Source organism: Paenibacillus terrae (genome assembly GCF_000943545.1).
Lineage (GTDB): Bacteria > Bacillota > Bacilli > Paenibacillales > Paenibacillaceae > Paenibacillus > Paenibacillus terrae_A.
Genome location: NZ_JTHP01000046.1, coordinates 41,006 through 54,463 on the forward strand (window position 1 = coordinate 41,006; position 13,458 = coordinate 54,463).

General features: G+C 41.8%; 14 protein-coding genes and 3 pseudogenes. 14 read left to right on the forward strand and 3 right to left on the reverse strand.

Going from position 1 to position 13,458, the window contains the following annotated elements; translation table 11 throughout:
• Window positions 1–19: 19 nt before the first annotated feature.
• The 5 genes from QD47_RS20085 to glnA all read left to right on the forward strand — a co-directional run bounded on the left by QD47_RS20085 (window position 20) and on the right by glnA (window position 5,713).
• Window positions 20–1,003 (forward strand): AAA family ATPase, encoded by a 984-nt coding sequence (locus tag QD47_RS20085; RefSeq protein WP_044647793.1) that lies wholly within the window; start codon window positions 20–22, stop codon window positions 1,001–1,003.
• A 114-nt stretch (window positions 1,004–1,117) separates the two neighbouring features.
• On the forward strand, window positions 1,118–2,404 hold the full coding sequence (gene hflX / locus QD47_RS20090) for a GTPase HflX (protein ID WP_044647794.1): 1,287 nt from the start codon (window positions 1,118–1,120) through the stop codon (window positions 2,402–2,404).
• Window positions 2,405–2,517: 113 nt separating this feature from the next.
• On the forward strand, window positions 2,518–3,771 hold the full coding sequence (locus QD47_RS20095) for a methionine gamma-lyase family protein (RefSeq protein WP_044647795.1): 1,254 nt from the start codon (window positions 2,518–2,520) through the stop codon (window positions 3,769–3,771).
• 83 nt (window positions 3,772–3,854) lie between these two features.
• Complete coding sequence (locus QD47_RS20100; RefSeq protein WP_007430683.1) at window positions 3,855–4,268, forward strand: MerR family transcriptional regulator; 414 nt, start codon at window positions 3,855–3,857, stop codon at window positions 4,266–4,268.
• Window positions 4,269–4,384: 116 nt separating this feature from the next.
• Window positions 4,385–5,713 carry a type I glutamate--ammonia ligase gene (gene glnA, locus QD47_RS20105; protein WP_044647796.1) on the forward strand — a complete coding sequence of 443 codons (1,329 nt, stop codon included), beginning with the start codon at window positions 4,385–4,387 and terminating at the stop codon, window positions 5,711–5,713.
• A 110-nt stretch (window positions 5,714–5,823) separates the two neighbouring features.
• On the opposite strand, the pseudogene QD47_RS31000 reads toward glnA, so the two are convergent.
• The 3 genes and pseudogenes from QD47_RS31000 to QD47_RS20115 form a co-directional block, all read right to left on the reverse strand.
• Window positions 5,824–6,195, reverse strand: a pseudogene (locus QD47_RS31000) (tyrosine-type recombinase/integrase); the annotation flags it as partial.
• Between the two features lie 63 nt (window positions 6,196–6,258).
• Window positions 6,259–7,479: pseudogene (locus QD47_RS20110) on the reverse strand (IS256 family transposase).
• 225 nt (window positions 7,480–7,704) lie between these two features.
• Complete coding sequence (locus tag QD47_RS20115) at window positions 7,705–8,127, reverse strand: MerR family transcriptional regulator (RefSeq protein WP_044647797.1); 423 nt, start codon at window positions 8,125–8,127, stop codon at window positions 7,705–7,707.
• Between the two features lie 171 nt (window positions 8,128–8,298).
• Between QD47_RS20115 and QD47_RS20120 the strand changes: the two genes are divergently transcribed.
• The 9 genes and pseudogenes from QD47_RS20120 to QD47_RS20150 all read left to right on the forward strand — a co-directional run bounded on the left by QD47_RS20120 (window position 8,299) and on the right by QD47_RS20150 (window position 13,255).
• Entirely contained in the window at window positions 8,299–9,420 is a 1,122-nt protein-coding gene (locus QD47_RS20120; protein WP_044647798.1) for an NADH-dependent flavin oxidoreductase, read from the forward strand.
• 365 nt (window positions 9,421–9,785) lie between these two features.
• Window positions 9,786–10,412, forward strand: a complete 627-nt coding sequence (locus QD47_RS20125; protein ID WP_235332310.1) for a hypothetical protein — start codon at window positions 9,786–9,788, stop codon at window positions 10,410–10,412.
• Between the two features lie 14 nt (window positions 10,413–10,426).
• Window positions 10,427–10,810: a hypothetical protein gene (locus QD47_RS32605; RefSeq protein WP_044647800.1), complete on the forward strand. Its 384-nt coding sequence runs from the start codon at window positions 10,427–10,429 to the stop codon at window positions 10,808–10,810.
• An 81-nt stretch (window positions 10,811–10,891) separates the two neighbouring features.
• Window positions 10,892–10,936, forward strand: a complete 45-nt coding sequence (locus tag QD47_RS34205) for an excalibur calcium-binding domain-containing protein (protein WP_082067250.1) — start codon at window positions 10,892–10,894, stop codon at window positions 10,934–10,936.
• Between the two features lie 158 nt (window positions 10,937–11,094).
• A pseudogene (locus tag QD47_RS20135) lies at window positions 11,095–11,354 on the forward strand (group-specific protein).
• Between the two features lie 152 nt (window positions 11,355–11,506).
• Window positions 11,507–12,220, forward strand: coding sequence for a hypothetical protein (locus QD47_RS20140; protein ID WP_044647801.1), 714 nt, complete (start codon window positions 11,507–11,509; stop codon window positions 12,218–12,220).
• Entirely contained in the window at window positions 12,171–12,719 is a 549-nt protein-coding gene (locus QD47_RS20145) for an accessory gene regulator ArgB-like protein (protein ID WP_044647802.1), read from the forward strand. The genes QD47_RS20140 and QD47_RS20145 overlap by 50 nt, the downstream gene beginning before the upstream one ends.
• Complete coding sequence (locus tag QD47_RS32610) at window positions 12,692–12,838, forward strand: hypothetical protein (protein ID WP_200893479.1); 147 nt, start codon at window positions 12,692–12,694, stop codon at window positions 12,836–12,838. The genes QD47_RS20145 and QD47_RS32610 overlap by 28 nt, the downstream gene beginning before the upstream one ends.
• Window positions 12,839–12,841: 3 nt before the next feature.
• Window positions 12,842–13,255: a hypothetical protein gene (locus QD47_RS20150; protein ID WP_235332311.1), complete on the forward strand. Its 414-nt coding sequence runs from the start codon at window positions 12,842–12,844 to the stop codon at window positions 13,253–13,255.
• Window positions 13,256–13,458 lie beyond the last annotated feature (203 nt).

The following is a 13,458-nucleotide window of genomic DNA, read 5'->3' on the forward strand; positions in this document are numbered from 1 at the left end:
ATGTTGAGGTGATGGATGCATGAACGGACGGGGAATCGCCGCGGGCAAGCGGACGGAGGAGAGACCTTCCAGACAAATCAATGTCGTGCTGCGTAGCCCGGAGCCGATAGCTTCGGTAAATGTTGATGAGACGGATGCAGCAACTTCGACCAAGTCGCAGGCGTTACCGCAGTATCTTAGTCTCTATCAGGAAATTCAGAAGGAACTCGATCATCTCGTCGGCTTGGATAACATCAAAGACCTGGTATTTGAAGTATATGCTTTTTTGCAAATTGCCCATATGCGTACTGATGCGGGGCTGTTGAGTAACGCGCACGTATATCACATGATTTTCAAAGGGAACCCTGGTACGGGGAAAACAACGGTAGCCCGCATTATCGCTAAAATGCTGCAAAAAATGGGGGTACTGAGCAAAGGCCATCTGATTGAGGTGGAAAGGGCTGATTTGGTAGGCGAGTATATTGGGCATACAGCGCAAAAAACGCGGGATCTGGTCAAGAAGTCTCTGGGTGGAGTGTTGTTTATTGATGAGGCATACAGTTTGGCGCGGGGAGGGGAAAAGGATTTTGGAAAGGAAGCTATTGATACCTTAGTAAAATCCATGGAGGATCAGAAAAATCAATTTATTTTGATCCTTGCCGGATACTCGGGTGAGATGGACTTCTTTTTGCGTACAAATCCAGGCTTGCCTTCTCGTTTTCCCATCCAGCTGGATTTTCCGGACTATACCGTAGATCAGCTTATCCAAATTTCCGAAATGATGGCCAAAGAACGCGATTATATTCTCATGCCTCAGTCCATACTCAAAATGAAAGAGTATTTGTTGAATGAACGCAACGACAGTCTCCATGCATTCAGCAACGCGCGTTATGTCCGCAATGTGATCGAAAAAGCGATTCGACATCAGGCTGTCAGGTTGCTCAATCAGTACAGGAGCGGGCAGCCGGGAAAGCAGGAACTGATGACGCTGCGTCCTGAGGATTTGAAAATGGACAAAAGATAGGCGATAATAGAAATCTGAATCACATCGAATTGCATAACATCAAACGGGGGCCGGCCTGAATATCAGGTCGGTCTCTGTGCGAGAGTTAATATGGAAAATAAAGGAGAAAACAATATGGCGAACTCCACTTATGATACACAAACCGAAATGCAGGATAAGGCGGTACTGGTCAGTCTGATCACGGATGAAGTCAAGCGTTCTGGCATCAATACAGAATACTCTCTGAATGAACTTGTGAAGCTGGCTGAGACGGCTGGTGTTGAAGTGCTTAGCGTTTTGACCCAGAACAAGGAAGTAAAGGATTCCAAATGGTTTATCGGCAAAGGTAAGGTAGAGGAACTGCGCGCAGCTGCCGAGGAATTGGGAGCGAATACGGCTATTTTTGATCAGGAGCTGTCGGGGGCTCAGGTGCGTAATCTGGAAGAAAGTCTGGATCTCAAAATTATCGACCGTACGCAGCTCATTCTGGACATCTTTGCCCAGCGAGCGAAAACACGAGAAGGTATTATTCAGGTTGAGCTGGCGCAGCTGTCCTATTTGTTGCCCCGTTTGTCTGGACACGGCAAAAATCTGTCACGACTCGGTGGAGGTATCGGAACACGTGGTCCCGGTGAAAGCAAGCTGGAGACAGATCGTCGTCACATCCGTGATCGTATCAGTGATTTGAAACGTCAGTTGGAGGAAGTGACCCGTCATCGGTATTTACATAGAGAGCGCAGACAAAAGAGTGGTATTGTGCAGGTAGCGCTTGTCGGCTACACCAATGCGGGGAAATCAACGCTGTTAAAGCAACTGACGGCGGCTGATGTATATATTGAGAACCAACTGTTTGCGACGCTGGACCCTACCTCCAGAACGATGGAGCTGCCGAGCGGCAAAGAGATTATTCTTACAGATACCGTTGGTTTTATTCAAAATCTGCCCCATGATTTGATTGCTTCTTTCCGCGCTACTCTGGAGGAAGCTAATGAGGCTCATCTTATTTTGCATGTGGTAGACGCTTCTTCGGATATGCGTGACGAACAGATGAAGGTCGTGGAAACGATTTTGGAGCAATTAGGAGCAGCGGACAAGCCACAGATCGTATTGTTTAATAAAAAAGACGCTTGTACTCCTGAGCAAATGGAAATGCTTCCTTCTGGCGAGGGCTATTTGAAAATGAGCTCATTCGACGAAAGTGATCTGCTGCGTCTTCGTGAGCTGATTCAGGAGCATCTGAGCGGAGATACGCTGAGATTCCGTATTCCGGCAGAACGTGGGGACTTGACATCGGTGCTTTACCGGATTGGGGATGTACTTCTGACCGAGTATGATGGTAATGATGTCATTTATGAGGTAGAAGTTCAGCGAGGTGAGTATGAAAAATATGGTCATGCCCTCAGGGACTTCACAGAAGGTTAACATCTGATGGCGTTTTTAGGTCAATTCAATGATAATGCACATCATTCCGAGGAAATGATGTTATAACAACAATAGCCTAAGGCTGCGTAAAGAGAGAGGGTCATGAAGGTAAAATGGTAGTTTTTAGTCCAGAAATCCAACAAATACAGGAAACAGCAGAACGCAAAATACAGGAACGGCTACAGCGCATAGATCATATTGTAGATGCAAATCAGTGGAAGGTTATTCAGGCATTCCAGCGGAAGCAAGTGAGCGATTTTCATTTTGCCGGCTCTACGGGATATGCGTACAATGACCGAGGGCGTGAGGTACTGGAGGAGGTATACGCCGATGTGTTCGGTGCGGAGGCGGCATTGGTCCGCCCGCATTTTGCCTCGGGAACTCATACGATTTCCACTGCTTTATTCGGCGTTCTGCGTCCAGGTGATGAGCTGTTGTATATTACGGGGCAACCGTATGATACGCTTCACAAAGTGATCGGCAAGCCCGGCGATGGGACCGGGTCATTGCAGGATTTTGGCATTACTTATGGAGAAACGGCGCTGACAACAGAAGGTAAAGTAGATTGGAAAGCAGTGGAGGGTGCAATCCATGCCAATACGAAGGTGATCGGCATCCAGCGTTCACGCGGCTATGATTGGAGAGCTTCCTTTAGTGTGGCAGATATCGAGGAAATGACAGCCCGTGTAAAGGCGATTAAACCTGACGTTATTGTCTTTGTGGACAATTGTTATGGTGAATTTACCGAAAAGCTGGAGCCTACTCAGGTCGGTGTCGATTTGATGGCAGGTTCACTGATTAAAAATCCTGGCGGCGGCATTGCCGAAACGGGAGGATATATTTGCGGTAAACAGGAGTATGTTGAGCTGGCAGCCTACCGCTTAACTGCGCCTGGAATCGGTGGTGAGGTAGGGGCCATGTTAGGTACCACGAGAGGTATCTTTCAGGGCTTATTTCTTGCTCCAACACTGGTTGGGCAAGCGGTTAAAGGAAGTATATTCGCAGCTGCGGTCTTTGAAGACATGGGATTTGAAACGAAACCTGCCTGGCATGAGGAACGCACCGATTTGATTCAGGCCATTTCTTTTAGCGGACCGGAGCATTTAATTGCTTTTGTCCAAGGAATTCAGCGTGCTGCCGCTGTGGATAGTCATGTGGTACCGGAGCCGTGGGATATGCCGGGCTACGAGCATCCAGTTATTATGGCTGCAGGCACTTTTATACAAGGAGGAAGTCTGGAATTATCTGCAGATGCTCCGATTCGTGAACCCTATATTGGTTACATGCAAGGGGGCTTAACCTACTCTCATGTGAAATATGGAGTGCTGATGGCCCTGCAAACAATGAAAGAACGTAAATTATTGTGAGTTTTTCTAACATGTCATTGACACTTTGCATCAGCTAAATGTACAATAAGGTGAATAATAGATCACTGGAAGGTTGATGACAAATGGGCGACGAAATTCGCAGAAACATGGCCTTATTTCCAATAGGTATTGTCATGAAGCTAACGGACTTGTCAGCACGTCAGATTCGTTATTATGAACAGCATAACTTGATAGTACCTGCCCGTACGTCGGGTAACCAACGTCTTTTTTCTTTTAATGATGTAGAGCGTTTGCTTGAAATCAAGGCGTTGATTGAGAAGGGTGTTAACATTGCGGGTATTAAACAAGTCATGAATCCGGTCACGAAGGAATCGGAAGAAGCTACAGTTATTACTGCAGATACGGAAGTCAAACGTCGTGAAATGTCCGATACCCAGCTTCACCGCTTGCTGAAACAACAGCTTGTGGCAGGTAAAAGACCAGGACAGGTATCCCTGATCCAAGGTGAATTATCACGTTTTTTCAATAAGAGATAATGTATAGCCTGCATTTTGGCATACTACCGCTTTACTTGCAGACCAGGCCTCATTATTTAAAAGGATTATGGAACAGCTGATTTGTATATAGTCGTTACAGAAAGGGAGAGGTTAGTGTGAGTTATACCAGAGAAGATATTCTTCGGATTGCCGAAGAAGAAAATGTTCGTTTTATTCGTTTGCAGTTTACAGATTTGCTTGGTACGATCAAGAACGTAGAAATTCCGGTTAGTCAACTACCAAAAGCGCTGGATAACAAAATGATGTTCGACGGTTCTTCCATTGAAGGTTATGTACGCATTGAAGAATCTGACATGTACTTATACCCTGATCTGGATACATGGGTAGTTTTCCCTTGGGTAACCTCGGATCGTGTAGCTCGTCTGATCTGCGATATTTATAAGCCGGACGGAGTTCCATTTGCCGGCGACCCGCGCGGTATCTTGAAACGTGTACTCAAGGAAGCAGAAGAAATGGGTTATACTTCGATGAATGTCGGACCGGAGCCTGAATTCTTTCTGTTCAAAACCGATGAAAAAGGCGAACCGACTACAGAATTGAATGACCAAGGTGGATATTTTGACTTGGCACCGATGGATCTGGGTGAAAACTGCCGTCGGGAAATTGTTCTAAAGCTTGAAGAGATGGGCTTTGAAATTGAAGCGTCTCATCATGAAGTTGCACCTGGACAGCATGAGATTGACTTTAAATATGCGGATGCAATCAAAGCAGCCGATCAGATCCAAACGTTCAAGCTCGTTGTTAAGACGATTGCACGTCAGCATGGTCTGCATGCCACCTTTATGCCAAAACCTTTGTTTGGCGTGAATGGCTCCGGTATGCACTGTAACCAATCGTTGTTCAAGGACAATGAAAACGTATTTTATGATGAATCAGACGAACTCGGATTGAGCCAGACGGCCCGCCATTATATGGCTGGTATTCTCAAGCATGCACGTGCGATGGCAGCAATCACGAATCCAACGGTGAATTCATACAAACGTCTTGTACCAGGTTATGAAGCTCCTTGTTATGTTGCCTGGTCTGCCAGTAACCGTAGTCCGATGATTCGAATTCCGGCATCTCGTGGTTTGAGTACTCGCGTCGAAGTTCGTAATCCTGACCCGGCTGCGAATCCTTATTTGGCACTGGCTGTGATGCTGAGAGCCGGTTTGGATGGTATCAAACGTCAAATGGCTCTGCCAGCTCCGATTGATCGTAACATCTATGTTATGTCTGAGGAAGAGCGGATTGAAGAAGGGATTCCAAGCCTGCCTGCAGACTTGAAAGAAGCTTTGTCCGAGCTTATTCGGAGCGAAGTTATCTCTGACGCTCTGGGTGACCATGCGCTGGCTTACTTCTACGAGCTTAAGGAAATTGAATGGGATATGTACCGGACCCAAGTGCATCAATGGGAACGTGATCAATATCTGACGCTTTACTAAAATGTGGAATCCCTTGGCGCTCTAAGCGTTGAGGGATTTTTAGTTTTGCGGGGAATCTAATGTGATTTTTATGTAGTTGATATCACCCACAAATCACCCACAAAAAATTATTATTGAAATATTTTTTGAGTGAACGATTCGTATTTGTCCATACTGTCAGATTCGATTTTTTTAGATATGTGGGCATAAACATCGGCGGTAATTCTCATGCTTCCGTGTCCAAGCCGTTCCTGTACATACTTCATTTGGACACCTGTCTCTAAAAGCAAGACCGCATGAGTATGACGTAGAGAATGAATAGGTAAGGGTGGTAAACCAGCGCGCTTTAAGATGCGCGAAAAAGCATTGAATAAAGATGATTTTGGAATCGGGTTTCCATCGGTTCGGCACATCACCAAATTTAAGTTGTGTTTATATCCGTCTCCCAAGGCGAGTTTGTTTTGATTATGAACATTCAAGTGATGTTTCAAAGCAGATATCAAACGGGTCTGTCAATAATTTTGTGTAAACTCATTTGGAATACGTTACCAGTGGGGGGATACCCCTTATCGCAAGTGCTGACCTACACGGTCTGGAAAGAAAATAGACAATTGAAGCAGCATTTGTCCCCAGTTTTGAACCCAACCTGTCCATTTGCGAACGACGTCCATTGTAGCCAGATAAAGCATTTTGAGCAGAGCTTCATCGCTCGGAAAAATACGCTTGCCCTTCGTGACTTTTCGAAGCTGGCGATGGTAACTCTCGATGATGTTCGTGGTATACATGAGCTTGCGAAGCTCCGGTGGATACTTGAAAAAGGTCGCCAGCTCATCCTAATTCTTGCGCCACGATTGAACAATGAGTGGATATTTCGTGCCCCAGGCTTCTTCAAACCGATCCAGTTCAGCCAGAGCGGCTTCTTCGGTTGTGGCTTTGTAGATGGGTTTAAGATCTGCGGTGACCTTTTTCAGATCTTTGTACGAGACATAACGGGTCGAATTGCGGATTTGATGAATGATGCACTTCTGAATTTCCGTCTGGGGATAACAAGCCGTAATCGCTTGAGAGAAGCCTGTTAGATTATCCACACACGTGATGAGCATATCTTGAACGCCCCGGTTTTTCAGCTCATTCAGGACGCTAAGCCAGAACTTGGCGGACTCAGGCTCACCGATCCACATGCCCAGTACATCCTTGTTCCCATCCAGATCGATACCAATGACCATGTACGCCGCTTTGTTCACAATGGCTCCATCTGGCTTGACTTTGAAGGGAATCGCGTCCAGAAAGACGACCGCATATACGCCTTGCAGCGGTCGATGTTGCCACTCTTGAATGAGCGGTATGATCTTGTTCGTTACATTGGAAATGAGCGTAGGCGAAACCTCAATCCCGTAGAGCTGCTGTAAATGATCTTGAATCTCCCGTGTGCTGACTCCTTTGGCATAGAGCGCAACGATCTGGTCTTCGATGCCGGTGACATTCGATTGATGTTTCTTCACGACCAGCGGCTCCAATTCACCCAACCGGTCCCGAGGGACGCTGATCTCCTGTTCGCCGTATTCACTCACCACCGTTTTCTTGCTTTTTCCGTTACGGCTGTTGCGTGTCGTTTTGGCTTGGACTTCATGTTTCTCATAGCCCAGATGGGTATCCAGCTCGGCCTCCAACATCTCTTGCAAAGTTTCAGCAAATAACTCTTTTAAAGCCTTCTGTGCATCTTGAGCCGTCACCAGCTTATTCTCATTGATGAACGCTCTCAGTTGCTGTTTCGTCCAAAGTCCCATGTGCGCTCCCCAACCTTTCTTTGATTACCATTTTAATGGTTTGGGGAGTTTACACAATCTATTTTACAGACTCACTCCACTGGAATGTAGCCTAGGTATGGAGTCCTATTTGTTTTATTTGCAATTTTCTCCTTACTTCGACATGAAGCATAGGATAGACAGAAAAATAAATCTCTAGACTGTCGCTGGTTCATTGAACTAACGTTCCCCGTTAGCTTAAGTACATTAATTCACTATCTTACTCTCCATACCGTGACATTTAAAGTTATAGTCGGGATTTTTCATAACCTCTTCTTTCTGAAGTTCATACATGGCTATTTTATAGTTTATTTCTTCCAAGTGGTTTAAACTTTTGTCAATTTTCTTCTGTAATTCCAATTTATGCAGCATCAACATTTCTTCTCTTTGTAAATAGGTAGTATTTCCTAATTCATAAAGTTCCTTGTAATCCTTTATTTTTGAAAGAGGCATGCCTGTCTCTTTGAGGCAACGAATAAAAGAAATCCAATCTATTTGTTGTTCGCTATAAACTCTACGGCCTTTTTCGTCACGAGATATATTTGGTAATATCCCTTGCTCTTCATAAAATCGAAGCGTCTTTGCAGATACATTTAAATTCTCCACTACATATGTCATTGAATACAACATCTACTTGTCCCCCTCCTTTAGTTACAGTTACTGTAACTAAATATATATCATAAAGAGAATGACAACGCAACAAATCTATATTTAATCATATAAAAATAAATACTTGACTTGCCGTAACGGCAACCAATTAAACTGAAATAGAAAAGAAAATATGAGAGCGAGGTTAATGAAATGAATCAAAAATACAGTAGGTTATTTGAATCCTTCACATTCAGAAATGGAATAACAATTAAGAATAGTATCGTTATGGCACCTATGACAACCTGGTCAAGTAATGACGATCTTACCATTTCGGATGACGAAGTAAAGTATTACAAACAAAGAGTGAATGGAGTAGGACTCGTCATTACAGGGTGTACTCATGTTACACCTAATGGGCAGGGTTTTACGAATGAATTCGCTGGGTACAATGATGAATTTACTCCAAGTTTACGAAAATTAGCTGAGGCAGCGAAAAGTGGAGGCGCTCCTGCGATCCTACAGATTTTCCATGCTGGCAATAAAGCCGTGCCTGGATTGGATGCAGTTAGTGCGAGTGCATTGCAACCCGAAGTTACTAATTTAGGTTCAACTTCAGAAACAAGAGAACTATCACATGAGGAGATCTTGTCGATTGTACGTGCTTTTGGAGACACAACAAGACGAGCAATTGAAGCCGGATTTGATGGCGTCGAAATTCATGGGGCTCATGGATTTTTAATTCAGAATTTTTGGTCGCCAGCGACAAATCAACGGACGGACCAATGGGGAGGATCACTTGAAAATCGCTTGCGTTTTCCGTTGGCAATTATTGAAGAAATCAAAAATGTCATTGAAAAACATGCTACAAAACCATTCATTATAGGATTCCGACTTTCCCCTGAAGAATCCTCCAAAGTGGGCGGATTACGTATGAAAGACACGTATGAATTAATTGATTTCCTTGTTGGACAGGATTTAGATTATATACATGCTTCATTAGATAATGTGTCTTCAAAGCCAGTAGATAGTCAAGATGAAAAAACACGACTTGAATTAATTCTTGAAAGAGCAAACGGTAAGGTACCTGTGATGGCTGCTGGTTCCATAATAACACCGGATGATGCTCTTAAAGCTATGGAATTAGGTTTGCCGCTAGTCGCCATTGGGCATGCGTTAATTATGGATCCTAATTGGGTTGAAAAGGTCGCAAATGGACGTGAAGCCGAGGTAGATTCTGAATTGAACGTTTCGAAACTCGACCAGCTTAATATTCCAGAAAAACTTTGGAATGTATTTCAAGCAATGCCAGGTTGGTTTAATATTAGTAAATAAAGAGTAGTCCTAAAGGCTACTCAGATTGACGAGAAACCCAAGTCTTTTATGAGACTTCGGGTTTCTTTTGCTGATTCTAAGGTGCTCCGTCCATCCGTAGTTCGGTAGGGCAATTCTTGCTGTTGCGGACACGCATACCGCGTATGTTTCGATCTTGAAGGCCTTTGCAAATAGGGGGCGTTAAATAACCTGAATCTAAGGCTACCGCTCCAGAATATTGTTGCGTTAATCTGCCCGTTCGTATTATGAGATCAACCAGTTCTTGAAAAATTCAATACAGTCCTCAGTTAGAACCTAAGGAAACAAGAGAAAAGGATCAGTCTGATGTCTCGCAAAAAGTACTGGAAGGCACATATAGTAAGAATATGTTAGTGTATGCTGGAAATAATACTTTTCCGTTTGAAAATCCTCTGGTAGAACTAGAAAAGGCTTGGGTGCGAGGTGTAGAACAGGTAAAAGATTCGACAGACACTGTAATACATTATCCTGATCGTAAAGCATTTACATTAGTAGCTGTTCCTATAGCTCGAAAGAAGTACGGAGACATCACAGCCAATTTACTTCAACATTCACTTGATTACAAACCAGGACATTTATACTTTAACGAGTGGTCATATGAGGCGCAGCAAATTAAAAAATCTAAAGAGCACATCGCAATAGTTAATGCCGCAGTCAAAAAAGCTAACGCTAATAAAGTTAAAAGTTTTTCATATAATGGATCTGAGGGATTAGAAAGTGATAGAGATTTATATAATGCTTTTCACAACATGTATTATAAAATAAATGGAAATTACGTTGACGGGCAATGGAAAATTACTACAACGTATTCTGATGTCTATAATTTTGAGTATAATTTTAAACAAATGTTTACTGGGGACAACAAACTTGGTTGGGCTGCAGCAAACCTAACAAATTTAATGGAATCATGGGGAACACTAAATGAGTATACGTCTCATGTAACAGTAACTGATACAAGAAAAGCTTGGAAGTGAGGAATAAATCGCAGATGAAGCGTAGATACATCATTATCTTGATTGCTATACTAGTTACAACTACTACTCTAATTTTCCTGGTGAATTCTGGGGATAATACAAAGTATAAATACCCATCAGGCAAAGATACCGTAGAATATTTTAGTGACGGGACTTTTCAAATTTTTAGAGGGGGGCCGCACTACCCTTTAATACTTTATAATCATCTTGCTGATCCACTGGAAAAAGCTGTTGATAATATTGTGTCATATAAGATAAAAAAAAATATTGTGTATTTGGTTGGTGAAAATAGCTTCATTAAATTGGATTCAAGTACCAACACATACGAGCAAAAGAAACGGATTTCCGACTTTACTTCCAAAGATAGAGAGATATTCAATAAATTAATGGAAAAATAGAGGTTATCATAAGCAAAAGTGGTTGCCAGGGAGCTTTAATTTGTTCACAAAGGTTTAAGTTAACATGCGGTTTAGTTGAGTATGAAGCTAGATCGTGATGGTGATGGAGTAGCATGTGAAAGATGATCTTTGTTAAAAACGATTCCTCGGTACATATCCGAGGAATTTTTATGCGTTCATTATGGACTATTGTCAATAAATTGGACACACTGAAACGAGAAATCCTTAGGCTGCATTTGCATACTTAATTGGCTTTGCACTCTACAAAAAAAAGGATGAGAATTTTGATTGAGATTAGTATAGATGAAAAGGAAGCGAAAATACTTATATTGAAGAAAATTTCGGAGTTGGTGGAAGTAGTTGATGCTGAATATGTATTTTGGGATACAAATGAATTAAAGAAAAAGACTTGTAGAGTTGGAATATGATACTGGGAACATTTTTCTATGATCCTAGATTTCCAAAAAGAAAAATCGGTGGTAAATGGTATTATCCAGCTCGTGAAACGAGAACATTCTTGGAGCAATGGATTTTAGAGCAATAAATCAATTACTCGTAAACGGATTAATTGATACACAACCCCAAAAATATACCTTACATGAGGACAAAAATTACCAGTTTACTAGGTTATTGCATTGCTACTAACCCGAGTAAAATATACAATTACAGCAGGCTAAATAGGAGGATGGTGTATCTGTGTTATCTGCTTTTTTGTATATTTTACTTGGGGTATTCGATGCTTTGGCCGTTGTTACTTTGGTCTTAAAGCTTTATATGCTTCCCGTTTGGGAATATCGTAGAAAAATACTATTTTACACAATTGGCATAGCTTTGTTTTCTTTTCTAATGAGAGTAGTTATAGGTGTGCCTAAATTAGATTTGCCGTTTCAGTATTTGTTTATGATTATCTTTTTTAGATTCGGTTTAGGGATCAAAACACATCTTGCGGCTTTTTCTGCAGGTTCTGGTCTGACGGCCTACATTAACCTACAGCTATTTGTATATCTATTTGCAAATTTTTTCGGAGTAGCACAACCGGGTGCTATCAATTACACTTCTGGGTTTTCTGTTTACTTTATTCAGGTATCTTCTATCATTATTGCGTACTTGATTTCTTTTGTTATGGGGAAATATAACTTTGGATTCTCGTTTATAATTCAGCCTCCACACGATTTTTTAAGAGGTGAAAATTATTTCTCATCTCTAAATAAGATGTTAATTATAGGTGCAGTAATATCAGCGGTCACTATCTCTATTACTTTATATATGCTTTATAACTCTAACACAATAGGATTACTTTCTATTTCATTGTTTACTTTCGGATTGTCATATTTCTTTTCAGAGAAAGGAGATTATGAGGATGCTAGAAGCGCTATCGAGGCACATCGCAATAGAAATAAAAAAGGCTGATCCTGATGGTCCAACAAGTGTAGAAGTGATGGAGTATGCGCTTGGTATAAAAATTACCGAAGTTTCAGCGATACTAATGGTTGCGGTTATAGGCTGGCTGACAGGACATTTTTCGGGGGCATTATTAGCATTAGGTACTATTATGTTTATGAGGAGATTTTCAGGAGGGGCACACTTCCGCAATCTTACGTTGTGTGTCTGTTTTACAACGGCAATATGTGTAACTATACCTTTCATCGCTTTGAATGTGCCAACGATTTTTATTATTAGTGCTTGTTCATTATTAGTGTTTGTCATTTATGCGCCTAATCATTTTATTTATATTAACAAAACTACTAAACATAAATATTATAAAGCGGTATGTATTTTGTTTTGTGCATTGAATTTCTTTATACAATCACACATAATATGCTTATCTTTAGCTATTCAAGCTTTCAGCATTCTTCCTTTATGGAAAGGAGGGGAACAGAAATGGATAAGAGATTGGCGAGAGCTTTAAATGTAAAACTGGGGAAATACGCTGACGAATCTACCAAAAATGAAAAAACAGTATTTGGTGCTAAACCAATACCAGAAGAGCTGAAGAAAAAAGATCAGAAGAGTAAAGAAACGAATTGATATATGGAAGATGGAAAGCGAATTCTTGCCACAAAATTGTTGAGTGACAACGCATTAGGAGAATGTTCTTTTTTTCGCGAAAATCACCTGGTGGCGATTGAATTGTGGAAACCCAAAAGCAATTATCATATCCCACTTTTTCATACGTTGTATAGAAAATTCACCGTTCCCACCACTCTCCATGAATGTTTATCTGGTCTGCCCACTTTTGCTAATTTGGATGGTTCTAATTTAGTCAATATTAGCCTTGTAGACAAAATAATCACGGGAGATTATACGGGCGGACAGGTTACCTTCAAAAACAAGAACAATAAAGAAAGTATAAACGCGTCCAATTTGTCTCGTTGGAAACAAATTTACAAAGATGCAATCAGCGCTGAACGGGAACTGCGCTACATTTTCGGAGCAGAAATTTAAAAACGGGTAAGTCAGCAGAAAATGGTTTTTTTAAAATTTCAGATATGATCAGTGTGGATATGTGGGAACAAAAGAAAAATTATTATGTCCCATGTTTCAATTCTGGCGATAAATCGTATGGTATCAGGTTAACAGTGCAAGCTTGTAAGGAAGCTTTTCCTTACTTATATCCGGCCCCTAATTAATCTCAGCTTAGTTAGCAA